Annotated in this window: 18 protein-coding genes and 1 tRNA gene; 13 read left to right on the top strand and 6 right to left on the bottom strand. The window is 62.5% G+C overall.

Features of this window, described 5'->3' with window-relative positions:
* Positions 1-80 precede the first annotated feature (80 nt).
* The 7 genes from PG881_RS07150 (at position 81) to dedD (ending at position 8,952) form a co-directional block, all read left to right on the top strand.
* On the top strand, positions 81-1,211 hold the full coding sequence (locus PG881_RS07150; protein WP_264098688.1) for a 4-phosphoerythronate dehydrogenase: 1,131 nt from the start codon (positions 81-83) through the stop codon (positions 1,209-1,211).
* 142 nt (positions 1,212-1,353) lie between these two features.
* The gene (locus tag PG881_RS07145) at positions 1,354-2,370 is read left to right on the top strand and encodes an aspartate-semialdehyde dehydrogenase (protein ID WP_017407978.1); all 1,017 of its coding nucleotides are present in this window, start codon (positions 1,354-1,356) and stop codon (positions 2,368-2,370) included.
* A 275-nt stretch (positions 2,371-2,645) separates the two neighbouring features.
* On the top strand, positions 2,646-4,844 hold the full coding sequence (locus tag PG881_RS07140; RefSeq protein WP_118880931.1) for a FimV/HubP family polar landmark protein: 2,199 nt from the start codon (positions 2,646-2,648) through the stop codon (positions 4,842-4,844).
* A gap of 178 nt (positions 4,845-5,022) precedes the next feature.
* On the top strand, positions 5,023-5,832 hold the full coding sequence (gene truA / locus PG881_RS07135) for a tRNA pseudouridine(38-40) synthase TruA (protein ID WP_029300144.1): 810 nt from the start codon (positions 5,023-5,025) through the stop codon (positions 5,830-5,832).
* Between the two features lie 119 nt (positions 5,833-5,951).
* Complete coding sequence (accD, locus tag PG881_RS07130; protein ID WP_011706493.1) at positions 5,952-6,815, top strand: acetyl-CoA carboxylase, carboxyltransferase subunit beta; 864 nt, start codon at positions 5,952-5,954, stop codon at positions 6,813-6,815.
* A gap of 2 nt (positions 6,816-6,817) precedes the next feature.
* Entirely contained in the window at positions 6,818-8,077 is a 1,260-nt protein-coding gene (gene folC / locus PG881_RS07125; RefSeq protein ID WP_162901885.1) for a bifunctional tetrahydrofolate synthase/dihydrofolate synthase, read from the top strand.
* Positions 8,078-8,151: 74 nt separating this feature from the next.
* Positions 8,152-8,952, top strand: coding sequence for a cell division protein DedD (gene dedD, locus PG881_RS07120; protein ID WP_118880932.1), 801 nt, complete (start codon positions 8,152-8,154; stop codon positions 8,950-8,952).
* A gap of 57 nt (positions 8,953-9,009) precedes the next feature.
* Here the strand turns inward: dedD and PG881_RS07115 are convergent, their stop codons facing one another.
* The 3 genes from PG881_RS07115 to PG881_RS07105 form a co-directional block, all read right to left on the bottom strand.
* Positions 9,010-9,354: a TusE/DsrC/DsvC family sulfur relay protein gene (locus tag PG881_RS07115; protein WP_017407983.1), complete on the bottom strand. Its 345-nt coding sequence runs from the start codon at positions 9,352-9,354 to the stop codon at positions 9,010-9,012.
* 20 nt (positions 9,355-9,374) lie between these two features.
* Positions 9,375-11,528: a YccS family putative transporter gene (gene yccS, locus PG881_RS07110; protein WP_118880933.1), complete on the bottom strand. Its 2,154-nt coding sequence runs from the start codon at positions 11,526-11,528 to the stop codon at positions 9,375-9,377.
* A 163-nt stretch (positions 11,529-11,691) separates the two neighbouring features.
* A complete protein-coding gene (locus PG881_RS07105; RefSeq protein WP_016351136.1) occupies positions 11,692-12,348 on the bottom strand; it encodes a Bax inhibitor-1/YccA family protein in 657 nt (218 codons plus the stop codon).
* 182 nt (positions 12,349-12,530) lie between these two features.
* On the opposite strand from PG881_RS07105, the gene PG881_RS07100 reads away from it, so the two are divergent.
* Positions 12,531-12,618 (top strand) — tRNA-Ser (locus tag PG881_RS07100).
* 69 nt (positions 12,619-12,687) lie between these two features.
* Here the strand turns inward: PG881_RS07100 and PG881_RS07095 are convergent.
* Positions 12,688-13,896 carry an MFS transporter gene (locus PG881_RS07095; RefSeq protein WP_118880934.1) on the bottom strand — a complete coding sequence of 403 codons (1,209 nt, stop codon included), beginning with the start codon at positions 13,894-13,896 and terminating at the stop codon, positions 12,688-12,690.
* An 85-nt stretch (positions 13,897-13,981) separates the two neighbouring features.
* Positions 13,982-14,755, bottom strand: a complete 774-nt coding sequence (locus tag PG881_RS07090; RefSeq protein ID WP_264098762.1) for a COG4705 family protein — start codon at positions 14,753-14,755, stop codon at positions 13,982-13,984.
* Positions 14,756-15,135: 380 nt separating this feature from the next.
* Between PG881_RS07090 and PG881_RS07085 the strand changes: the two genes are divergently transcribed.
* The 5 genes from PG881_RS07085 to PG881_RS07065 all read left to right on the top strand — a co-directional run bounded on the left by PG881_RS07085 (position 15,136) and on the right by PG881_RS07065 (position 22,195).
* Positions 15,136-16,761, top strand: coding sequence for an MCR-3-related phosphoethanolamine--lipid A transferase (locus PG881_RS07085; RefSeq protein WP_264098761.1), 1,626 nt, complete (start codon positions 15,136-15,138; stop codon positions 16,759-16,761).
* A gap of 123 nt (positions 16,762-16,884) precedes the next feature.
* Positions 16,885-17,229: a hypothetical protein gene (locus PG881_RS07080; RefSeq protein WP_270798935.1), complete on the top strand. Its 345-nt coding sequence runs from the start codon at positions 16,885-16,887 to the stop codon at positions 17,227-17,229.
* A gap of 9 nt (positions 17,230-17,238) precedes the next feature.
* A complete protein-coding gene (gene mprF, locus PG881_RS07075; protein WP_103828099.1) occupies positions 17,239-19,788 on the top strand; it encodes a bifunctional lysylphosphatidylglycerol flippase/synthetase MprF in 2,550 nt (849 codons plus the stop codon).
* 9 nt (positions 19,789-19,797) lie between these two features.
* The gene (locus tag PG881_RS07070; RefSeq protein ID WP_043162162.1) at positions 19,798-20,484 is read left to right on the top strand and encodes an AcvB/VirJ family lysyl-phosphatidylglycerol hydrolase; all 687 of its coding nucleotides are present in this window, start codon (positions 19,798-19,800) and stop codon (positions 20,482-20,484) included.
* A gap of 157 nt (positions 20,485-20,641) precedes the next feature.
* On the top strand, positions 20,642-22,195 hold the full coding sequence (locus PG881_RS07065; RefSeq protein WP_017408049.1) for a methyl-accepting chemotaxis protein: 1,554 nt from the start codon (positions 20,642-20,644) through the stop codon (positions 22,193-22,195).
* A gap of 65 nt (positions 22,196-22,260) precedes the next feature.
* Here the strand turns inward: PG881_RS07065 and PG881_RS07060 are convergent, their stop codons facing one another.
* Positions 22,261-23,844 (bottom strand): GGDEF domain-containing protein, encoded by a 1,584-nt coding sequence (locus tag PG881_RS07060; RefSeq protein ID WP_118880938.1) that lies wholly within the window; start codon positions 23,842-23,844, stop codon positions 22,261-22,263.
* Between the last annotated feature and the right edge of the window lie 17 nt (positions 23,845-23,861).

The raw sequence follows: 23,861 nt of genomic DNA, 5'->3' as shown, positions 1-23,861 counted from the left end.
GGATGAATAAGCATCTGAAACTTCGGTCTGTTTGGGCTAGAATGGCGCGCTTGTGGCCGCTAGCGAAGTGAGAGAGCCCGATGAAGATCGTCGTTGATGAAAATATGCCCCATGCCCGTGAGCTGTTTGCCAAATTTGGCGAGGTCATCCCGCTGCCCGGCAGGCAGATGCAGGCGGCGGATCTGCAAGAGGCCGACGTGCTGCTGGTGCGCTCCGTCACCCGGGTGGACGCCGCACTGCTGGCCAGCTGCCCGCGGCTGAGCTTTGTCGGCACCGCCACCATCGGCACCGATCACGTGGACAAGGGGCTGCTGGCCGAGCGGGGCATTCCCTTCTTCAGCGCCCCCGGCTGCAACAAATATTCGGTCGGCGACTATGTGCTCTCCGCCCTGCTGGTGCTGGCCGAGCGCCATGAGCTCAACTTGAACGAGATGAGCCTGGCGGTCATCGGTGCCGGCAACACCGGCGAGTGTGTGGCCGGCAAGGCCGAGGCCCTCGGCATGCGGGTGCTGCGCTGCGATCCGCCCCGTGCTCGCGCCGCCGAGGCCAACGAGGCGGCGCAGTTTGTCGACTACCAGCAGGCCCTTGAGGCCGACATCGTCAGCTTCCACGTTCCCATCACCCGTCAGGGGCCGGATGCCACCTTCCATTTGCTGGATGCGGCGCAGATTGCCGCCCGCCCGGCCGGGCAGATCCTCATCAACGCCTCCCGTGGCGAGGTGTGGGACAACAGGGCCTTGCTGGCGCGCCAGCAGAGTCAGGCGCCGCTGCGGCTGGTGATGGACGTGTGGGAAGGGGAGCCGGAGCCGCTGCAGGCCCTAGTGCCCCACACTGAGCTCGCGACCCCGCACATCGCGGGTTACAGCCTGGAAGGCAAGGCCCGCGGCACCTGGATGCTCTATGAGGCTCTCTGCCGGCAACTGGGGCGCACACCGCGCCAGGATCTGCAGAGTTTGCTGCCTATTCCCGAGGTGCGCGAGGTGACACCGGGCCAGCCGGCGGATCAGGCCTTGATCAAGCAACTGGTCCACCTTATTTATGACGTGCGCCGCGATGACGCCCGTTTTCGCAACCGACTCGGTGTGGCGGGCAGTTTCGATGAGCAGCGCAAACACTATCCAGAGCGGCGCGAGCTCTCTGCCCTGCAACTGAAGGGGCCGTTTGCCGGCGATGCCCTGGCCCGGCTCGGGTTTGTCTGCCAGCCAGACTGAACACTTTACATACTTGAAGGGGCGGGAGCCTTGTCCCGCCCATACCCGGTCTGGCCCGACGCCAGACCCGCTATCAGGCAGGTCCGCCTGCCAGCGGTGATGCCAGCGCGCGTCACCGGCACCATCATAGGAGAGAACAGCAGTGAGTCAGCAATTCAACGTAGCGGTATTGGGCGCCAGCGGCGCCGTGGGCGAGGCGATGATCGAGATCCTGGAAGAGCGTGCCTTCCCGATCGCCACCCTCTATCCGCTGGCCTCCAGCCGCAGCGCCGGCGACACGGTGCGTTTTGCCGGCAAGAATGTCGAGATCCTGGACGTGGAGGAGTTTGACTGGAGCCAGGTGCAGATCGCCCTCTTCTCCGCCGGGGCCGAGGTCTCTGCCAAGTGGGCACCGATTGCCGCCGAGCACGGCTGCATCGTCATCGACAACACCTCCTGCTTCCGTTACGACGAAGACATCCCGCTGGTCATTCCGGAAGTGAACCCGGATGCGCTGGCCGATTTTCGCAACCGCAACATCATCGCCAACCCCAACTGCTCCACCATCCAGATGCTGGTGGCGCTCAAGCCGTTGCACGATGAAGTAGGTATCTCCCGCATCAACGTGGCGACCTATCAGTCCGTCTCCGGCTCCGGCAAGGAGGGGGTGAGCGAGCTGGCCGGCCAGACCGCCCATCTGCTCAACGGTCGTCCGGTGGAGCCGAGCCTCTACCCGCAGCAGATCGCCTTCAACCTGATCCCGCAGATCGACAGCTTCACCGACAACGGCTACACCCGGGAAGAGATGAAGATGGTGTGGGAGACCCAGAAGATCCTGGGGGATGCCAGCATCGCCGTGAACCCCACCTGCGTGCGGGTGCCGGTCTTCTACGGCCATGCCGAGGCGGTCCACGTCGAGCTGCATCAGCCGCTCGACGCCGAACAGGTGAAAGAGCTGCTGCGCAATGCGCCGGGCGTCACCCTGTTTGACGACGAGAACGACTATCCGACCCCGGTGCGCGACGCAACCGGCAAGGACGAGGTGCTGGTGGGCCGGGTTCGCCAGGATATTTCTCACCCCTGCGGTATAAATATGTGGATCGTGGCCGATAACGTTCGTAAGGGCGCGGCGACCAACAGCGTGCAGATTGCCGAACTGCTGGTGCGCGATTACCTCTGATCGTCGGGTCCATTGGCCTGGCGGGGAGGGAAATCCGCCAGGCTGCCAGCCTATGCACCCATGGGGTGGATGTGACCGGGGGCGCACTCTGCTGCCCCGAGAATTTTTCGCGATATCAACTGATTAAGTTTTTTCCTACACTCAGGGGCAAGTTGGGTGCTAAATGTGTCGGACTGCTGGCTTGCAACCTGAGCCTGATTTATATTGAACCGACTGTTTTGGGGTAACTATCCAGATTTTTCAATGTGATAGGGCCGTCATACGAAGGAACGAATATGGGACATTCCCGCATAACATTGGCAACGCTACTCGCATTGGGTCTGCTGGGCACGGCCCAGGCCGAAGACTCGGCGCGGGAGCCTTTTTTTGTTGAGCTCAAAGGCCCGGACGAGCCGGCTCCGCCCGCCGTCAATTCCCAGCCGTTGGCACAACCCGTCGCCGCTCCCCGCGCCACGTCTCAACCCAGCCGAGCCACGGCCCAGCCGATCGTGCGGCAGGTCGCGAGCAATGCCGGCAGTTATGGCCCCATTCGTCCCACCGACACCCTCTGGAGCTTGGCGAGCAAGTACCGTCCCTCCAGCAGTGTCAGCGTCTACCAGACCATGGTGGCGATCTACGAGAAGAACCCCCGCAGTTTCGCCGACGGCAACATCAACCACATTCTGGTGGGCTCGCGCATCCAGCTGCCCACCACCGCCGAGGCCAGCGTCATCACCGATGCCGAGGCCCGCGCCAAATTCCGCAGTGACAACGCCAGCTGGAAAGGGCTGAGCCCGAAATACCTGGCGAGCAAGCATACCCAGCCGGCCAAGCCGGTGGCCACCAAAGCGGCCCCGACCAAGGTGGCCGAGCCGGCCAAACCCGAGGTAGCCAAGGTCGCGCCCGCCAAGGCGGCGCCCATTCCGGCCCCGGCACCCAAGGTGGAGACACCCCAGCCGGCCACCGAGGTGAAGGCGGTCGCCAAGGCTCCCGAGCCGGTCGCCAGCCAGGCGGCTGCCACCAGCGCCGCCACGGCCAGCGCACCGGCGCCGTTGCCGGCCGATGTCAATCAACCGGTCGGCAAGCCCTCCACCGAGATGGCGCTGGCGCTGGAAGATGCCAACGCCCAGCTCGGCCAGGTCACCGAGATGAACCACAGGCTCAAGCTGCGGCTGCAATCCCTGACCGAAGAGGTGGAGACCCTCAAGGCCCAGTTGCAGGATCAGACCGCGCTGCAAAAAGAGATTGCCGAGCTCAAGGCCAAGCCGGTTCCGCCGGTGGCACCGGCCCCCGAGCCCAAGCAGAACTGGCTGATGGACCTGCTCTCCTCGCCGCTCAACCTGGCCATGATCATCCTGTTGCCGGTGCTGCTGGTGCTGGCGTTGGTGACCCTGTGGCTGCGGGCGCGGGCCCGTCGCGAGCTGGAGGAGCAGGAGAAGAGCCTGTCCGAATCCACCGCCATGGTGATGGATCAGGAGAGCAGCGAATTTGACGAGCTGATGACGGTCGGCATCACCGACGATGAGCCGGTACGACCGCGCCCGGATCTCAATACGCCGGATGGCTACATGGCGGTGGAAGAGCCTGCCGCGCCGGCCGACCTGGTATTCAGCGACGACGGCGAGATGGACCTGGCCAGCTTCGATGCTGAGCCGGCCCCGCCCGCCAAGGCCGCCATCCGGGATCCGGATCTGGTGCCCGAGCTGGATCTGGCCCATGACGAGTCCATCACCCTCGACACCGAGCCGGATCTGGACCTTGCCAGCGAATTCAATCCCAAGCCCAAGGCTGGCAACGAGATCATGAGCGAAGAGGAGCTGCAGGCAGCCCTGTTCGCTGAGCTGGACGCAGACCTGGAAGCCGATCTGGCGCTGGACGGCAGCGATGACGGTCAACCCGATGCCGACCCCATGGTCAGTGACGAGGATCTCGCCTCCTTCGATTTGAGCGACTTCGAGACCGCCTTTGCCGAGCCGGGCGCCGACAAGGCAGCCAGTGCCACGGCCGATGCCAGCGCCGATGAGCTGCTGGCGGAGCTGGGGCTGGAGCCCGAGCCGACCAAGGGGAAACAGGAGGCCACAGCAGATCTGGAGTGGGATCCCAACGAGCTGGCCCTGGCCGATTTTGAGGATGCCTTCGCCGAGGTGGAGTCCCATCCGGGCGAAGTGAAGCCACGGGAGCAGGCCCAGGAGAGCGGCTATGTCGAGATCGACAAGCTGCTGGCCGAGGCGGACGCCACCACCACCGAGCAGGAACCCTATCAAGGCTTCTCGCTGGACGTGGGGCTGGATGGCTTCCCCGAGGTGCTGCCGGAGTCCACCGGATTTGACGTGGATGCCGACGATGGCGGTGTGGGTGCCAAGCTGGATCTGGCCCGTGCCTACCTCGAGATCGACGACAAGGATAGCGCCCGCGAACTGCTGCAAGAAGCCGTGGAGCAGGGCACCGAGCATCAACGGGCCGAGGCCGAGAAGCTGCTCAAGCGACTTGGCTAGAGAGCCAGCGCATAATGATGAAAACAGGGGCAGCCGATGGGCTGCCCCTTGTTTTTGGTCCCTGTGTTTTGGCGTCTGGTCCGGCCTGGACGCGGCTATTTGGGATTTTTGAGGGGAGGCGCGTATAATCCGCCCCGTTTCGTTCACCGCCCCTTTTCATCAGAAGACAAGTTTATCCATGCGAATTGCCCTAGGTATTGAATACGACGGCAGCCGGTATTTCGGCTGGCAGCGTCAGCGCGAAGTGATCAGCGTACAGGAGGAGCTGGAAAAGGCCCTCAGCCGGATCGCCAATCACCCCGTCTCCATCCAGTGCGCAGGGCGCACCGATGCCGGTGTCCACGCCACCGGGCAGGTGATCCACTTCGATACCGATGCGAACCGCGCCGAAGGGGCCTGGACCCTGGGCCTCAACTCCAACCTGCCGCCGGACATCGCCGTGCGCTGGGTCAAGCAGGTAGACGAGGGGTTTCATGCCCGCTTCAGCGCCACCGCCCGTCGCTACCGCTACGTCATCTACAACCACAACTACCGGCCGGCCATCCTCGGCAGTGGCGTCAGTCACTACCACGAAACCATCGATGCCGATCTGATGCACCAGGCGGGCCAGAGCCTGCTCGGAGAGCACGACTTCAGCACCTTCCGGGCCGTCGCCTGCCAGTCCAACACCCCCTGGCGCAATGTGACCCATCTCTGTGTCAGCCGCTCCGGCCCCTACATCGTGCTCGACATCAAGGCCAACGCCTTCCTGCACCACATGGTGCGCAACATCACCGGCTCCCTGCTGCTGGTGGGGCAGGGGCTCCAGCCGGTGGAGTGGATTGCCGAGGTGCTGGCAGCCCGGGATCGCAATCTGGCGGGCCCGACTGCCAAGGCGGGGGGACTCTATCTGGTGGACGTGGATTACCCGGCGGAGCTGGGGTTGCCGCGGATGCCGCTGGGCCCGTTGTGGCTGCCGGACTCGGCACCGGGTACGACCAGTTTTTAGTAACTGGCCCCGAAAATTTGTGGTTTAATGATCCGTCATTTATTGCCATCGAGCTATTAAGTCATTGAACAATCTAGGCTCGATGCGTTTTGTCAGGCACAAAAGCATTAAGGAATTCCATGAGCTGGCTTGAGAAGATCCTTCCCAAGAGCAAGATCACTACACCTCGTCGTCACAACATTCCGGAAGGGGTGTGGACCAAGTGCAGTGCTTGTGAACAGGTGCTCTACCGGGCAGAGTTGGAGCGCAATCTCGAAGTGTGCCCCAAGTGTGATCATCATATGCGCATCAGCGCCCGTGCCCGTCTCGAGAGCTTTCTTGACGAGCAGGGCCGCACCGAGATCGGTGCCGAGCTGGAGCCGCAGGATGTCTTGAAATTCAAGGATTCCAAGCGCTACAAGGATCGTTTGTCTGCCGCCCAGAAAGAGACGGGAGAAAAAGATGCGCTGGTGGTGATGAAGGGGACCCTCAAGGGGGTGCCGGTCGTCGCCTGTTCATTCGAGTTCTCCTTCATCGGTGGCTCCATGTCCTCCGTGGTGGGTGCCCGTTTCGTGCGCGCCGTCGAGGAGAGCATCAAGGAAGGTCGCGGTCTGGTCTGTTTCTCCACCTCGGGTGGTGCCCGCATGCAGGAGGCGCTGTTCTCCCTGATGCAGATGGCCAAGACCAGTGCGGCGCTGGACCGCCTCTCCAAGGCCGGTTTGCCCTATATCTCCGTGCTGACCGACCCCACCATGGGTGGCGTTTCCGCCAGTCTGGCCATGCTGGGTGACATCAACGTGGGCGAGCCCAAGGCACTGATCGGCTTTGCCGGTCCGCGCGTCATCGAGCAGACCGTGCGCGAGAAGCTGCCGGAAGGCTTCCAGCGCTCCGAGTTCCTGCTGGAGAAGGGCGCCATCGACCTCATCATCGATCGCCGCGAGATGCGTAACCGTCTGGCCAGCCTGCTCGCCAAAATGCTGAATACTCACGTCATCGAAGAGTGAAGATGAGTTCCAACATGCAACAATCCCAAAGCCGGTCGCTGGTCGACTGGCTTTCTTATTTGGAGCAGATCCACCCGGTCAACATCGACATGGGGCTGGATCGGGTCGGCGCCGTGGCCCGCCGCATGGGCTTAACCCACCTGCCGTTCAAGGTGATCACGGTGGCGGGCACCAACGGCAAGGGCTCCAGCTGTGCCATGGCGGCCAGCATACTGATGGAAGCCGGCTACCAGGTCGGCGTCTACTCCTCTCCCCATCTGCTGCGCTTCACCGAGCGGGTGCGGATCAACGGGGCCGAACTGGCCGACAGCGATCACTGCACCGCCTTTGCCGAGGTGGAAGCGGCCCGCGGCGAGATTGCCCTTACCTTCTTCGAGTTCGCCACCCTGGCGGGCTTGTGGCTGTTCCGGCGCGCCGCGCCGGATGTGCTGCTGCTGGAAGTAGGGCTGGGCGGTCGGCTGGATGCCACCAATGTGGTGGAATCCGATGTCGCCATGATCACCTCCATTGCGCTCGATCACTGCGACTGGCTCGGGGATACCCGCGAGGCGGTGGCGGTGGAAAAGGCGGGGGTGTATCGCGCCGGCAAACCCGCCATCAGCGGTGAGCCCAATCCGCCCGTCACCATCGCCAGCGAGGCTGCCCGCCTCGGTGCCTGCCTGCGTCAGGTCGGCATTGATTTTCGTGGTGATGAGCACGCCAGCGGCTGGGATTATCACGGCCTTCATCAGTGGCGCGATCTGCCCAAACCGGCCCTGCCGCTGATGAACGCGGTCACCGTGCTGGCTGCGCTGGAGTCCCTCGGTTTGCCGCTGCCGGAAGAGGCTATTCGGCAAGGGCTGGCCAATGCCCGGCTGGCCGGGCGGATGCAGCAACTGCAAAGCGCGCCGCTGGTTATCGTCGATGTGGCCCACAACCCCCATTCGGCGGCTTATCTGGCAGCCCAGCTGCGCAAGATGCCCTGCATCGGCGTGCGCCGCGCCGTGGTCGGCATGCTCAAGGACAAGGACATGGCGGGGTCGCTTGCCGAGCTCGATGGTCTCATCGGCGAATGGTATCTGGCCAGCCTGACCGGCCCGCGGGCGGCGAGCGCGGCCCAGCTGGCGGCCGCTCTTGGCAGCGAGCGGGGGCCGGCGACCACCTTTGACAGCGTGGGGCAGGCCTATGCTGCTGCGTTGGCCGCATCGAGTCCTGATGATATGGTCATTGTGTTTGGTTCGTTTTACACTGTTGCCGACATTCTGGCGGGTGTCGCCGTCTAGGCCACACCCCGGCTCCCCGGCCCTCTGGCGGGGAGCCAAATCGCATATTGAGTTACGTAAAGGTAGGATTCAACTTGGCCTCTAAGTTTCAAAACCGTCTGGTGGGCACCGTCATCCTGGTGGCCCTGGTTGTCATTTTTCTGCCGGATTTGATGGACGGCCACAAGCTGGAGCAGAAGGAAGAGGCGTTTGCCAAGATCCCGCTGCGCCCTGAGCTGGAGCCCGCCAAGCCCGCCTTGCAGGTATCGGCCGCCAGCACCCTGCCGGCGGAACACCTGGCCAGCCAGCAGCAGGCCTCTGCCGCCCAGCAGTGGCAGGTGGAAGAGGTGCCCGAGCCGGTAACCCTGGGGGCCAAGCAGGGCCAGCCGCCGGTGCAACAACCGGCCGCCAAGCCGGTGACCCAGCCCGCTACTCCACCGGCAGTCAAGCCCCAGCCCAAGCCTGAAGTGATCGCCAAGAAACCGGTGGAGCAGCCCAAGCCCAAGGTGGTGCCGCCCAAGCCGGTCGAGGTGCAAAAACCGGTTGAGAACAAGCCGCAGGCGGGCCAGATCAAGTCGATGGACGATCTCATCGCCAGCAAGATGGGGCAACCGACCACGACGACTGCCCCGGCGCCAGCGGCTACTGCGCCGGCCCAGGGCAGCTGGATCCTACAACTTGGCGCCTTCAAGAACGTCGACAGCGTCAATGCGCTGGTGGGCAAGCTGCGGGCTGCGGGCTACTCGGCGCACACCTCGCCGCGCACGCCGGTCCAGGGTCAGCTCAACCGGGTCTTCATCGGACCGGATGTCTCCAAGGCCAAGCTGCAGGGCATGCAGAGCCGCATCGGCCAGATGACCGGCTTGAGTGGGTCCGTGGTGGCTTACAACCCCTAACAGGGTCGACAAGGTAAAAAAATACCGCGCTGCATCTTGGATGGGCGCGGTATTTTTTTAGATGCATTTCACCGGTTTGGGCAGGCCGCCAATCTTGGTGGCCTGCTTGGCGGGGCCTTCCGGGAACAGCTTGTAGAGGTAGCGGCTGTTGCCCTTCTCGGGGCCGTACTGCTTCTCCATCGCTTTGACCAGGGCGCGAATGGCGGGGGAGGTGTTGAACTCCAGATAGAAGGCGCGTACGAAGCGCACCACTTCCCAGTGCGGCTCCTCCAGCACGATACCTTCCTGCTCGGCCAGTACCAGTGCCAGCGCCTCGCTCCAGTCGTTGCTGTTGAGCAGATAACCCTTGGCATCGGTGTCGATGAGTTGGCCGTTGAATTCCAGCTGGTGATGCTCGGACATGGTGGGCTCCTTGTGGCCTGTCAGGATTGGGCGGGCATGGTAGCGCCTTGTTCCCGGGTGAGCAACCGGCTCTCGTTGGCCAGGGTGAGCAACTCATCCGCCAGCTGGCTGATGAGGTTGAGCTGCTGGGTCAGCATCAGCTGCTCCTCGCTGCTGTCCGGGGTGATGACCGGGCACTGCCCCTCGATCTGCTCCGGCATCTCTCCCGCCAGGTGGCTGGCAGCCCGCTCCAGGGTGTGGCTCAGATGACGGCTGATCTCGTCCAGCTCGCCGATGGCCTCCAGCTTGTCGCGATGGGCGCCCAGCGCCGAGATGTAGGAGAGCAGGGCGTGGTTGCGCCAGGTGAGGGTGAAACAGAGGTCGAGGAAGCGGCGGCGCTTCTGCGGCTCTACCAGCATGCTCTGCCAGGCCATGGCCAGCTCGCTGTCCGCCAGATGGGCGCTCTTGCGCGCCACCCGGTAGTCGATGGACTCATCCCGCTGCTGCTGCAGACTGGCGAGTACCGCCGAGAGGTAGCGGGCGTTGGCCGAGAGTGAATTGGCGATCAGGGTCGGCAGCCGCTTGTACTGCCAGTCCGGCCACAGCCAGGCCACCAGGGCATAGGAGAGCAGGCAGCCGAGGAAGGTGTCGAGCATGCGCGGCCCCAGGATGGCGAAGCCGATGCCGTCCAGCAGGTTGAACGCCATCAACACGTAGAGGGTGATGAAGCAGACCGCGGCGCTGTAGTTGCTGCGCACCTGGGTGAAGAACAGGAAGGCGGCCAGCCCCATCACCACCAGCTGCACGTGCAATTCCGGGAACAGCCAGAGCACCGGGATCCCCACCAGCAGGCCGGCGAAGGTACCGAGCATGCGCTGCACCAGCCGGCGGCGGGTGGCGCTGTAGCTTGGCTGACAGACGAACAGCACGGTCAGCAGGATCCAGTAGCCCTTGTCCAGGTGGAACGCCTGCAGGATGCCATAGCCCACCACCAGCCCGAGGGACAGCCGCAGGGCATGGCGAAACACCATGGAGTTGGGGGTGAGATGCTGTTTGAGCTGGGTCAGCAGCGGCAGGCGGGCGGGCCGGGCCAGGGGCGGCAGGCTCTGCGGGGCCTGCTCGGGATTTTGCAGCTCCTCGGCGCTTTGCAGCAGCTGGTTGATGCTGGCCAGATTGCGGCGCAGGAACTTCATCGGTGTCAGCAGGGTCTTCGGGTAGTGCTGCTTGAGGTGGGTGAACTCCAGCTGATCGCCGAGGGCCTCCAGCGTCCAGTGGATGCGCTTGTTGTGGGCATAGGGCTTGTGCACCAGGATAGCGTAGCCGAGCCGCTGACATGCCTCGGAGAGCTGCAAAAAGACCTCTTGAAAGCCGTCAAGCACGATGCCCTGCTTGAGCTCGGCCTCCAGCTTGCTGTAGGGGTAGTGGCTGGAAGTGGCCCGCTCGTGGATCTCCAGCGCCAGCAGGTAGAGGCGCAGCAGGCTGGCCAGCTCGGGGGAGGCCCGGTGACGGGTGCTGAGGCGGGCGTTGAGCGCCGATTTGGTGAGCGTCAGGGCGTTGACCAGGTTGATGTTGAGCTGGGCCAGGTTGTGACGAATGGCCTGGGCGCCGTGCTCGTCGGCCGGAAAGAAACGGGATTTTTCCAGCAGATAGCGGGAGAGGGCAAAGTAGCTTTGGGCCAGCTGTTCGTGCAGGGTCTTGTAGGGCAGCAGCCAGAGCCAGACCAGCGACACCAGGCCATACCAGAGTGCCCCGGCGCCGAGGGCCAGCGGTTGATAGAAGAGATCCGGCGCCTTGGCGGCCCCCAGCATGGTGTAGATGGCAATCAGCAGGGAGCCGAAGCTGATGGTGGCGTAGCGCTGACCGAGCGCCCCCACCATCACAAAGATAAAGGTGGAGCCCGCCAGCCCCAGGGCGAACAGCCAGGGCGTGGGGAAGAGGTACTGCACGCACAGGGAGGCGAACAGGAAGCAGAGCAGGGTCATTGCGAGGTTCTTGACCCGGCCCCACAGACTGTCGTCGGTCTCGGCGATGGCGCCGGCCACCACCCCGAGGGAGAGCAGCACGGTGAGCTGGATGTCGCCGGTCGCCAGGGTGAAGGCAAGCAGCCCCATGATGGCCAGCAGTACCTTGAGGGCAAAATAGATATGACTGTCAGTCAGCAAACGGCGCAACAGGCCAGAGAAATCCATGGGCATGGGAGAGCGCAACCCTTGAGCGAAACGAAAACCAGAGCATAACCGGTCAACAACGAAACGGCCCTGATTTGGATCAGGGCCACTTCGCTTCATATCCTTGATTTACAACTTATCCTGACAGAAACAGGTGCCAATAAAAACCCCGCCGAAGCGGGGTGTTTGATTAGTTGCGGTTGCCGCCAAGCAGGCTCAGCAGGCTCAGGAAGATGTTGTAGATGGAGACGTACAGGGTGACGGTGGCGGAGATGTAGTTGGTCTCGCCGCCGCGCACGATCTGCTGGGTGGTCAGCAGGATGGCGCCGGAGGAGAACAGCATGAACATGGCGGACAGGGCCAGGCTCAGGGCGCTCATCTGCAGGAAGATGTTGGCGATCATGGCCACCAGCAGTACCCAGAAACCGACGAACAGCATGCCGCCGATGAAAGAAAGATCACGCTTGGTGGTCAGGGCATAGGCCGACAGACCGAAGAAGGTGAGCGCGGTGCCGCCGAGCGCGGTCATCACGATCTCGCCGCCGCCGTTGTTCATGTACATGTTGATGATGGGGCCCAGGCTATAGCCCAGCAGACCGGTCAGGGCGAAGGTGAACACCAGCCCCATGCCGTTTTCGCGATTCTTCTCGGTCAGGAACATCAGACCGTAGACGCCGATGAGGAAGATGGCCCAGTGCAGGGGCGGCATGTTCATCACGGTGGCTACCCCGGCCACCACGGCAGAGAAGCCAAGAGTGAGGGAGAGCAGCATATAGGTGTTGCGCAGTACCTTGTTGGTATCGCGCGCGGCACTCTGGGTGCCGGTATAGATAGAACGGGTATCCATCTTGGGTGTCCTCTTGATTTCCGGGGTGAGGCGGCAATCCGCCTCGTTAACGCATTGTATGCACTGAATGTCGGGATGACGAGCGCTGATTTCAAGCCCCACCCCAGCCTGTTGCCCCTACTATCCCAAATCAAATATGTATTGCATATGAACAAGGGGCTGACGTAGTATGCACGCCGTTCGGAGGGGTGGCAGAGCGGCTGAATGCACCGGTCTTGAAAACCGGCGATGGGCGACCATCCGTGGGTTCAAATCCCACCTCCTCCGCCATCTTCAGAAAAGCCCCCGGCAACCTGGTTGCCGGGGGCTTTTTGCTATCCGGCCGCCGGTGTATTCGGGTCATGGCGTCGTGCTGGATGTCGGCGGCTTGTACCAGCAGAGTATCAGCAGGGTGAGCAGGCAGCAGGCGGCGCCGGCGTAGAAGGTGAAGGCGGGGCCCAGATGGTCCCACAGCAGGCCGGCCAGCAGGCTGGCCAGCAACATGGCGAGGCCGCAGACGAGGTTGAAGAAGCCAAACGCGCTGCCGCGCAGATCCGCCGGGGCCGTGGCGGCCACCATGGCGGCCAGCAGTCCCTGGGTCATTCCCATGTGAATACCCCACAGCATCACCCCGGCCAGCAACACGCCCCAGTGGGTGCTGGCCGCCAGCACAAGATCGGCAGCAATCAGCACCAACCCCCCCCAGATCAGCAGGGTGCGGTGACTCATGCGATCCGAGAGGCGGCCGAACGGGTAGGCGCTGAGGGCATAGATCAGATTCATCGTCACCATGACCAGCGGCACCAGCGCCAGTGCCATGCCGCTTTGCTGGGCACGCAGCACCAGAAAGGCTTCGCTGAAGCGGGCCAGGGTAAACAGGGCGCCGATCAGCAGCACCCAGCGATAGGGTTTACCCAGCCGGCGCAGGCTGTCGCGCCGCAGGGGGTTGCGGCGCCCATCGCTCTCTTTGGGTTCCCGCAGGCCGATGGCGAGCAGGGTGACCGAGGCCAGCCCGGGAATGACCGCCAGCCAGAAGATGGCGCGAAAATCATCGTGCCAGAGCAGCATCAATCCGACGGCCAGCAGTGGCCCCAGCAGGGCGCCGACCGTGTCGAGGGACTGGCGCAGGCCAAAGGCGGCACCGCGTAGCTCAAGGGGGGTGAGGTCAGCCACCAGAGCATCGCGGGGGGCGCCCCGAATGCCTTTGCCGATTCTGTCCAGCAGGCGGGCGGTCAGTATCAACCCGCTGCCAGTGGCGATGGCGAACAGCGGCTTGGTCAGGGCTCCCAGCCCGTAACCCAGCAAAGCCAACCCTTTGCGTCTCCCCAGATAGTCGCTCAAGGTGCCGGAGAATACCTTGACTATCAGTGCCGTGGCCTCCGCCATCCCTTCGATGAGCCCGATGGTGAGGGCGCTGCTGCCGAGCACGGTCACCATGAACAGGGGCAGCAGGCTGTGGATCATCTCGGACGAGATGTCCATCAGCAGGCTGACGAAGCCCAGCACCCAGACCCCGTGCGGGATCCGGTGGGAGGGTGGGGCCGGGTCTTGTCTGTTGCCTGTCGTCATCGGGGGGAGCCTTGCCTCGCATCAATTCCCACAGAGCATAGCCAGCCCGGCGACCCAGAGGCGGCCGGGCTGGCTTGCTGCGTGATTACTGTTCGATATCGAGCTCAGCCCGAACCACTTGCCGGTTGCGCAGGGTCGAGATCAGCACCAGCGCGGCGATGGCGGCCAGCAGGGTGAAGGAGGCGGAGTAACGACTCAGCTCCAGCCCGCCCTTGCTGAGCGGCTTGTCCAGAAAATCCCCCACCACGGCTCCCAGCGGCCTGGTCAGAATGAAGGCGGCCCAGAACAGCAGGGGCCGCGACACCCGGGTCAGGTAGTAGGTAGCCACGATGGCGGCCAGCATGCCACCGAACAGCACGGCACTGCCTGCATAACCAAAGCCGGCCTCGTCTGCGGTCCAGTCACCCAGTGCGGTGCCCAGCGTCTGGGAGAACATGATGGTGACCCAGTAGAACAGCTCGGTGCGCGGCGTGGTAATGCTGCCGGTGGAGATGCTGCCCTGCAGCCGATACCAGAGCAGGAAGGAGCCCATCAGCAAAGCTAGCAGCAGGGTGGAACCACCGGCATAGCCCAACCCGAGCGAGCGATCGGCAAAGTCCGCTAGGGTGGTGCCGACCGTGGTGGTGGCGATGATGGTGGTCCAGTAAAGGAGGGGGTTATAGGAGGTCGCTGCGATCTGCGCGCTGACCGACACGAAAAAGATCACGGCAAAGATGGCCGTGCTCACCAGATAACCGAGTTCCATCGACATGGAGACGGCGTCACCCCCCGTCTCCCCCAGGGTGGTCGCCAGAATCTTGATGACCCAGAACGCCAGGGTGATCTCTGGTACCTTGCTGATTGCTGCGCTGTTGTGCATGTTAACCCTCTCTCGCATCTGTCGTGTGACGAGGACTCGTCAGGGAACAGCCTCGCCGAGCAGTCTTAAGCAAAACTTAAGGACGAGCGGCCGTCTTGAAAAAGAGTGGTGCGAGCGCGAGGCGGGAAGATGAGTCGTATATACGTGGCTGTTTTTTGAGCGGTTGCATAACACGGGTATCTTAATTTTTCCTTAAGTATCGTCGGCTAGGCTGTCAGTTTGCTGATGATTGTTGATATACATCACATTATTGAAGATATTTGAAAATAGTATATTTGGTGTTTTCAGCACGCTGTTACTATCCGGCGCCAAATATCGGCGTGTCGACTCTGGTTCGGCTATTTCGACGTGTAATAAAGAAGCGTAACAGGGAGATATGCATGCCTTCTTTTCTTAGAATAAGAATTGTTCCATTTATTTTGTTGTTGGCATTTATCTTTGCCTTCTTGCTCAACTGGCCAGTCCTGCTGCATTTTTATGAGATATTGACGCAGCTTGAGCATTTTAAAATCGGGTTTGCCATCTCCATTCCCATCGTATTGGTAGCGGCATTGAACTTTGTATTCATGCCATTCTCTGTGCGTTATTTCGTCAAGCCTTTCTTTGCCTTTCTGTTTATCACCGGTGCCATTGCCAGCTACACCATGATGAAATACAAGGTGCTGTTTGATGGCGACATGATCCAGAACATCTTTGAGACCAACCAGAGTGAGGCTTACTCCTACCTGAGCGTGCCCATTGTGGTCTGGGTATTGCTGGCCGGAGTGGTGCCGGCGGTACTGCTGTTTTTCGTCAAGATAGAGTATCCGGCCAAATGGTATCAGGGCCTGTTGCAGCGTGGCCTCTCCATGCTGGCCTCGCTGGTGGTATTGGGGCTCATCGCCGCGGCCTACTACCAGGACTACGCCTCGGTCGGGCGCAACAACCAGACCCTGAACCGGGAGATAGTGCCGGCCAACTACATGTACAGCACCGCCAGGTATCTGCAGAAACGCTATCTGACAGAGCCGGTGCCGTTCCAGCGCCTGGGCGACGACGCTAGGCGGGTGGCCGGTGCGGACAAGCCGACCATGATGTTCCTGGTGGTGGGGGAGACGGCGCGCGGCAAGAATTTCTCCATGAACGGCTATCACAAGGAGACCAACCCCTTCACCAGCAAGCAGGCTGGGATCATCTCCTTCAACGACGTGCGCTCCTGCGGCACGGCGACGGCGGTCTCGGTACCCTGCATGTTCTCCAACATGGGGCGCAACCAGTTCGACGGCAACCTGGCCCGCAACAGCGAAGGGCTGCTGGATGTGCTGCAAAAGAGCGGTATCTCCATCTTCTGGAAGGAGAATGATGGTGGCTGCAAGGGCGTGTGCGATCGGGTGCCGAACATGGTGGTCAAGCCCAAGGATCACCCCAAGTTCTGCGACAAGAACACCTGCTATGACGAAGTGGTGCTGGAGGGGCTGGACGACGAGCTGGCCGGCATGAAGGGGGACAAGCTGGTGGGCTTTCACCTCATTGGCAGCCATGGCCCGACCTATTACAAGCGTTATCCGGGGTCGCATCGCCATTTCCTGCCGGATTGCCAGCGCAGCGATATCGAAAACTGCACCGATCAGGAGCTGGAGAATACCTACGACAACACCATTCGCTACACCGATTTCGTGATTGCCAGCATGATCGAACGGCTGAAAAAATATGAAGACAAATACAACACGGCGCTGATCTATATTTCCGACCATGGCGAGTCACTGGGGGCATTGGGGCTCTATCTGCACGGTACCCCTTACAAGTTTGCGCCGGATGATCAGACCCGGGTGCCCATGCAGGTGTGGATGTCGCCCGGTTTCTCCAAAGAGAAGGGAATGAACCTCGATTGTCTGCAGCAGAAGGCAGCCAATACCCGTTATTCCCACGACAACCTGTTCTCGTCCATGCTGGGGATCTGGGATGTGAATACGGCGGTATATGACCAGCAGCTGGATATCTTCAGCCAGTGTCGCAGCGTGCAGTAACGCCATATTTAGATAAAGGGGAGCCTGGCTCCCCTTTTTATTTGGGCGCAGCCTATTGATGACCCATGAGCGGCTTGCCAACCTGACCAGATGGGTCGGGTAAAGCGTGTTATCTGGTGTATGATGTCACTGCTCATTAATTGTGCTGCGCGCCGACGGGATGTGGCGGGGCTGGCCGCCAGGGAAAGCGGCGAATTAATCTGCCAGCAGCTGAGTAATTTTATTTCGAGGGCAAGACTCGTCTTTTGCAAAAAAGTCGATATAAAGTGGGATGCCATGCTGGGCGGGGGCATTTTCCGGGCAGCCAGGGCCAAACTGGCCATGTCATCAGTGCCGACCGTTCGCCGCCCACGGCCCATAAAACATCTATTTGAAGGCCAAGGCGCGAAGGAGTGCAGTCTGTGCTTCCCGCTGCGGGTGGCCATGTTCAGCAACGTGACGCGCATGGCCATGGCCTCGCGTCGGTAGGGATCGGCAATGCGGCGTCATCTGTTTATCTGGTTAGGCCCGTTATGTAGCTTGTTGTTGTTGGGGGCGGCGCTGGCCGTGCTCTATCGTTTGACTCACCTCTGGCACTGGCACGACATCCGGCTGGCCATCTGGTCTTTGCCGTTGCCGCTGCTGGGCGGAGCCCTGTTGCTGACCCTGCTCAGCTATGCCTGCCTCTGCTGCTACGACATGCTGGCGGTGCACGCCCTTGGCAAGCGGCTGCCCTGGCAGCAGGTAGGGGTCACCTCGTTCATCGCCTACACCTTCTCCAATACTCTGGGTTTTGCCCTGCTGACCGGCTCGTCGGTGCGCTATCGCATCTATTCGTCGCTGGGGCTCGGCACCGGGGAGGTGGCCAGGATCATCGTCTTCTGCTCGGTGACCTTCTTCCTCGGCCTGCTGGCCTGGGGGGGGACGGCCCTGCTGGTGGGGCAGGCCACCACCTTGCTGCCGGACTGGCCGCTGTGGGCCGATCAGCTGCTCAACGTGGCGGGTGGGCTGGCGCTCTTGGCGGTGCTTGGCTACCTGTTCTGGCCAAAGCCCGCGCTGGTCTGGCGTGGCCACGAGCTGGTGTTGCCGGTATTCAGAACCCGGCTGCTGCAACTGCTGGTGGCGCTGCTGGACTGGATGGCCGCTGCCGCCGTGCTCTATGTGCTGCTGCCGGCGGACAGCGTCTCCTATCCGGTGCTGCTCAGTGCCTTCGTGCTGGCCAGCTTCCTCGGGGTGTTGGCCCATGTGCCCGGCGGGATCGGGGTGTTCGAGGCGAGCATGAGCCTGCTGCTGGCCAAATACCTGCCGGTGGACAAGCTCTTGGCCTCCCTGCTGCTCTATCGCTGCATCTACTATGTGCTGCCCTTCCTGTGCGCCCTGCTGCTGTTCACCAGCCAGGAGCTCTTGCAGCAGAAGGCGCGCTGGAGCCGGTTGCAGGGCATCATGACCGCGGTGCGCGAGTTCCTGCCGGCGCTGATCAGTCTGGGGGCGTTCGCGGCGGGCAGCCTGCTGCTCTGCTCGGGGATGATCCCCACCATGCGCGGGCGCATCGAGATGTTCCTGCAGGTATTGCCGCTGCACCTGCTGGAGCTCTCCCATGTGCTCGGCAGCGTCAGCGGCGTGCTGCTGATCCTGCTGGCTCGCAGCCTCTACCGGCGCCACGATGCGGCGTTTCGCATCACCCAGCTGCTGCTGGGGCTGGGGATGATCTTCTCCCTGCTCAAGGGGTTCGACTGGGAGTCGGCCCTGCTGCTTGGACTGTTCCTGCTCATCATCACCCCCTGTCGCTCGCTGTTCTATCGCAAGGGCTCCCTGCTGCACGCCCAGTTCACCCCGGGCTGGCTCATCTCGGTGGGGGCCGTGCTGCTGGGGGCGCTCTGGCTGCTGCTCTTCTCCTACCGCCAGGTGGAATATGACCACGCCCTCTGGTTCCACTTCTCGCCCCATGGTGCCGCCTCCCGCGGGCTGCGGGCCATGGGCAGCGTGGTGGCCGTGCTGGCCGTGGTCGGGGTAGCCCAGCTGCTGGCGCCGCTGCGGGTCTCCGGGCGCAAGCCGGAAGCAGAGGAGCTGGCCCGCGCCCATGCCCTGGTGCTGCGCGAGGGGGGCGGTCATGGCTACCTGGCCCAGCTTGGCGACAAGTCGCTGCTGTTTCATCCCGGCGGCGAGGCGTTCTTGATGTACGGCGTCGAGGGCAATGGCTGGATCGTGATGGGGGATCCCATCGGTCAGCCTGAGCTTATCGAGGAGCTGCTCTGGCAGTTTCGCGAGCTGTGCGATCAGCACGATGCCAGCCCGGTGTTCTATCAGGTGTCGGCACGCTACCTGCCGCTCTATCTGGAGCTGGGCCTGATCCCGTTCAAGCTGGGGGAGGAGGCCATCGTCGATCTGGCAGCCTTCGAGCTGGCCGGCAGCCGGCTGCGCAACCTGCGTCAGAGCCATGCCAAGGGCAAGCGGGAGGGGCTGTCGTTCGAAGTGGTGGCGCCTGAATGCGTGCCTGCACTGTTACCGCGCCTCAAGGAGGTATCGGACACCTGGCTGCAGAGCAAGCAGGGCAAGGAGAAGGGCTTCTCGGTGGGCAGCTTTGAGCCCGCCTACCTCAGCCTGAGCCCGGCCGCGCTGGTGCGTCACGAGGGGCAGATCGTCGGTTTTGCCAACCTCTGGGTCAGCGACAACAAGGAGAGCCTCTCCATCGATCTGATGCGCTACAGCCTGGACACGGGTACGGCCCCCATCATGGACTTCCTGTTCGTCGAGCTGCTGCTGTGGGGCAAGGCCGAGGGCTACGCCAGCTTCAACCTCGGCATGGCGCCCATGTCCGGTTTCAACGATCACCCCCTGAGCGGCTACTGGACCCGGCTTGGCAACACCATCTTCACCCGGGGCAGCCGTTTCTACAATTTCCAGGGGCTCAGACGCTACAAGGAGAAGTTCTCGCCGGACTGGGAGCCGCGCTACCTGCTCTGTACCAGCAAGCTGGTGCTGCCGAGGGTGCTGACCAACCTGATATCTCTGATCAGCCGAGGCCCGTTCGGGCTCATCAAAAAATAGGAGTCGGCCATGAAAATCCTGTTATTGCTGCTGGCGTGCTGCGCCTTTTCGCTCTCTGCCGCGCCGGTGAAAGAGGAGCTGGGACTGGTGGAGCTGCCGGTGGCACAAGCCTCAAGTGCCCCCATGGTGGTGTTCATGAGCGGTGACGGCGGCTGGGCGGCGCTGGACAAGGGGCTCAGCGCCCAGCTGCAGCAGCACGGCATGCCGGTGGTGGGCTGGAGCTCGCTCACCTACTACTGGAAGAAGAAGGATCCACAGCAGGTCACCGCCGATCTGGTGCGGATCCTGGATGATTACCAGTCCCGCTGGGGGCGCCAGCGCTGGCTGCTGGTGGGCTTCTCCTTCGGTGCCGAGATAGTGCCCTTCGTCATCAACCGGTTGCCCGAACCTTATCGCAAGAGCCTGATCGGGGCCGTGATGCTCTCACCCTCGACCGCCTCCGACTTCGAGATCCACGTCAGCGACATGGTGACCCACGACAAGGCGGGCAGCTATCCCACCCAGCCCGAGGTCAACGCCATCCACACCCTGCCGATGCTCTGCGTGCAGGGGGCGGATGACGACTCGCCGGTACGGCTCTGTCCCCGTCTGCAACAGCCCAACGTGACCACGGTGACCCTGCCCGGTTCGCACCATTTCGAGGATGACTATCCGGTGCTGTTCAAGACCATTGCCAGCCATCTTTCACTGCAATAAATATCGCACGCCGGCAGGAAATGTTGATTTAAATCAATGATTATTTCCTGCTGGCCCGATCCGTTCTCGGCTCGTCAGAATCTTTTTGCATTGACCTTTACAGGTGCTGATTGCTTCCCAACACTCTACTGAGCAACAACGTAAGAGTGGGGGCTACATGCGCGAACAAAAAGGCCATCTTGTTGATCAAGAAGTGGATTTCGCAGCTGATGAACAGCTGGTGTCCACCACGGATCTGCGGGGCGTGATCACCTACGCCAATGACAACTTCTGCCGGGTCGCCGGTTACAGCCGGGCCGAGCTGGTGGGGCAGCACCACAACATGGTGCGCCATCCTGACATGCCCAAGGCGGCATTTGCCGACTTGTGGGGCAAACTCAAGCAGGGCCAGCCATGGCGCGGCATGGTGAAGAACCGCTGCCAGGATGGTCGTTATTACTGGGTGGATGCCTACGTCACCCCCATCTTCGAGCAGGGCAAGATCAGCGGCTACCAGTCGGTGCGCTGCCGCGCCGATCCGCAGATGAAGCAGATCGCAGCCCGTACCTATGCGCGGCTGCGGGCGGCCGAGCAGGGCGGCGGCAAGCCCAGGATTTCGCTGGCGCGGCTGCGCCACGGGGTAGCGGTGGCCGGGTTGCTGGCGCTGGGCTGGCTCGGCACCGTGCAACTGGGCGGCTGGGCCGCGCTTTACATGGCGCTGCCGCTGATCTTGCTGGGGCTGCTCTATCGCCACGAGCTCATCACCACCCCCCGTTACCTGCAGCAACTGGCCGGCGAGTACGACAGCCTAACCCGGCTCATCTATTCGGGCCAGGAGCCAAGCGCCATCGCCGACTTCCACATCAAGCTGCTGCAGGCCCGTATTCGCACTGTGCTCGGCCGGGTGGATGATGCCACTCACGCCCTGCAGGATCTGGCGGTGCACCTGAAGAGCGCCTCCAGCGAGGCCAGCTCGGACATCGCCGAGCAGGATGCCCAGACCCAGCAGATGGCGGCCGCCATCACCGAGATGGCGAGCACGGCCCAGGAGATCGCCCGCAACATCCAGGACACCAACAGCCAGATTGCCGAGGCCAAGGCTCACTGCCAGCACACAGATCAGCAGTTGATCGAGACCGAACACAAGATCACCGATCTGGCGAAGGAGGCGGAGCACGCCTTTGCCTCGGCGGTGGCGCTGGCCAGCGAGTCGGATCGCATCGGGGTGCTGATGGGGGAAATTCAGGGCATTGCCGATCAGACCAACCTGCTGGCGCTCAACGCCGCCATCGAGGCGGCCCGGGCCGGCGAACAGGGGCGCGGCTTTGCGGTGGTGGCGGACGAGGTACGCACCCTGTCTACCCGCACCCACAAGGCGACCGAACAGATCCAGAGCAGCATCGGCCAGATCCAGCGCACCCTGAACGGCTGGAAGGGGATGATGCAGAACAACCTGCAACAGACTCAGGCCTGCGTAGAGATGACCCGGATGGGGTCGGACAGTTTGCACCAGGTACTGACGGAGATCGAGCTGGTGATGGACTTCTCGGCCCAGATCTCGGCGGCGGCGGAAGAGCAGCAGGCGGTGGTGGAAAACATCAGCCAGAACGTCAACCTCATCTCCCAGCACTCCCATGCCAACAGCAGCAAGATGCACGATGTCGACGAGTCGAGCGAGATCCTGCTGACCAAGGCCAGACAGCTCAAGTCCCTGGGGCAGACCTTCGGCTAGTCGCCGCTGCCATCCATACAACAACAAGGCCACCCGCGGGTGGCCTTGTGCTGTCGGAGTTTGGATCAGCCTGGGGACTCAGCCAGCGGAGCCCCCTTGTCGTGGTACATGGCACGGTCGGCCTGGATCAGCCACTGCTCGGCGCGCCACCCCGGCTGGTACTGGCTGATGCCGACGCTGATGCCGACCGCCAGCGGGACCCCTTCCACCTCGAACGGCGACTGCATGGTGGCCTTGATCTGCTCGGCGATGGCGTCGGCTTGCGCCTGATCATGGCCCGGCAACAGCAGCACGAACTCGTCGCCGGCCAGTCTGGCGAAGAAGTGTTGTGGCCCGAGACTGCGGCTGATCCGCTCCGCCAGCTGGCAGAGGAGGGCATCGCCGTGGCTGTGGCCGAAGTTGTCGTTGACCTGCTTGAAGTCGTCGAGATCGCAAAACAGCAGGCAGCCGGGGGCCGGGCCCTTGATCTGGGCATCGAGCCGTTCCATCAGGCTCAGCCGGTTGGGCAGGCCGGTGAGGGGGTCGCGGCGGGCCAGTTGCCAGATCTCCTCCTCCCGCTGGCGGCGCAAGGCGATTTCGCGATTGAGCCGCTGGTTGCACATCAATAGATAGAGGGCCAGCAGCAGGATTAGCACGCTGGCCGCGAGGCTCAGCAGGAACCAGGGACGCCAGAAGATCCACTGCTCGGAAGGGGCCTGATAGAGAAACTCGTGCAAGGAGACTGGCTTGGACACCAGCCCGATCTCGACCAACTGCTGCATGATGTGGGTCATGCGATCGGGATTCATATACCCGATCTCCACATAGAGCGGCTGGATCATCTCCTTGCTCACCTGCAGCTCGTACTCCATGTGGGCCTGACTGCGGTTGACGCCATACTCCTTGCGCAGCAGGGCGATGGCCTCCTGCGGGTGGGCGAGGGCATAGCGCCAGCCCGCCAGGCTCGCGGCCCGAAACCGGGCCACCCGATCCGGATGGGCGCGCTCCTGCGCCTGGGTGGTGAACAGGATGTCGCTGTAGAAATCGATGCCGTAGTTACGCGGATTGATGACGGAGACGGGTATGCCGCGCTCCTCCAGATAGAAGGGCTCGTTGCTGAGGTAGGCGTTGAAGATGTCGACCCGGCCCTCGATGAGATCCTCGATGTTGACCGAGGTGGGCAGCGGGATGAGTTGACGCTCACTCAGCCCCTGATAGAAGAGAGTGGCCAGCAGTTCGGCGTCCTGATGGGCCGAAAACATCATGATCCGTTTGCCACGCATGTCGTCAACGGTGAGAATGCCGCTGTCACGGCGAGCCAGAAAGATGGACGGGGAGTGCTGATAGACGCTGGCCAGCGCCAACAGTGGCTGGCCGCTGGCGTAGCTGGTGAGCACCTCGGTGTTGCCGACCCCGAAGTCGGCCCGCCCGCTCAGCACCTCTTCTACCGGGCTGATGTCCTTGCCGCCGGGCCGTATCTCGACGTCCAGCCCGGCACTGGCATAAAAGCCCTTGGCCTTGGCCATGTGATAGCCAACGAACTGGGGCTGATGCAGCCAGCGCAGCTGGAGTACGACCCGTTCCGGCGCTTCAAGGGTGGATTCGCTGGCCCGCAAGGGAACAGCATGACTGATGCCAATCAGCAGCAGCCAAAGCAGGTATCTCTTCATCCGTGCGAGTCTTGTTC

Origin of the sequence: Aeromonas sp. QDB54 (assembly GCF_027707385.1) — a bacterium.
In the GTDB taxonomy this organism is placed as follows: Bacteria; Pseudomonadota; Gammaproteobacteria; order Enterobacterales; family Aeromonadaceae; genus Aeromonas; species Aeromonas hydrophila.
Note: the sequence above shows the minus strand (reverse complement) of the source record. Positions and strands in the feature narration are given on the sequence as shown.

Coding starts and splice junctions, on each gene's coding strand:
- yccS (WP_118880933.1), bottom strand. CDS start 11,528: ATGCCCATGGATTTCTCTGGCCTGTTGCGCCGTTTGCTGACTGACAGT.
- PG881_RS07060 (WP_118880938.1), bottom strand. CDS start 23,844: ATGAAGAGATACCTGCTTTGGCTGCTGCTGATTGGCATCAGTCATGCT.
- PG881_RS07115 (WP_017407983.1), bottom strand. CDS start 9,354: ATGTCCGAGCATCACCAGCTGGAATTCAACGGCCAACTCATCGACACC.
- PG881_RS07070 (WP_043162162.1), top strand. CDS start 19,798: ATGAAAATCCTGTTATTGCTGCTGGCGTGCTGCGCCTTTTCGCTCTCT.
- PG881_RS07085 (WP_264098761.1), top strand. CDS start 15,136: ATGCCTTCTTTTCTTAGAATAAGAATTGTTCCATTTATTTTGTTGTTG.
- PG881_RS07140 (WP_118880931.1), top strand. CDS start 2,646: ATGGGACATTCCCGCATAACATTGGCAACGCTACTCGCATTGGGTCTG.
- PG881_RS07080 (WP_270798935.1), top strand. CDS start 16,885: ATGTCACTGCTCATTAATTGTGCTGCGCGCCGACGGGATGTGGCGGGG.
- PG881_RS07095 (WP_118880934.1), bottom strand. CDS start 13,896: ATGACGACAGGCAACAGACAAGACCCGGCCCCACCCTCCCACCGGATC.
- truA (WP_029300144.1), top strand. CDS start 5,023: ATGCGAATTGCCCTAGGTATTGAATACGACGGCAGCCGGTATTTCGGC.
- mprF (WP_103828099.1), top strand. CDS start 17,239: ATGCGGCGTCATCTGTTTATCTGGTTAGGCCCGTTATGTAGCTTGTTG.
- PG881_RS07150 (WP_264098688.1), top strand. CDS start 81: ATGAAGATCGTCGTTGATGAAAATATGCCCCATGCCCGTGAGCTGTTT.
- accD (WP_011706493.1), top strand. CDS start 5,952: ATGAGCTGGCTTGAGAAGATCCTTCCCAAGAGCAAGATCACTACACCT.
- PG881_RS07105 (WP_016351136.1), bottom strand. CDS start 12,348: ATGGATACCCGTTCTATCTATACCGGCACCCAGAGTGCCGCGCGCGAT.
- PG881_RS07090 (WP_264098762.1), bottom strand. CDS start 14,755: ATGCACAACAGCGCAGCAATCAGCAAGGTACCAGAGATCACCCTGGCG.
- folC (WP_162901885.1), top strand. CDS start 6,818: ATGAGTTCCAACATGCAACAATCCCAAAGCCGGTCGCTGGTCGACTGG.
- PG881_RS07065 (WP_017408049.1), top strand. CDS start 20,642: ATGCGCGAACAAAAAGGCCATCTTGTTGATCAAGAAGTGGATTTCGCA.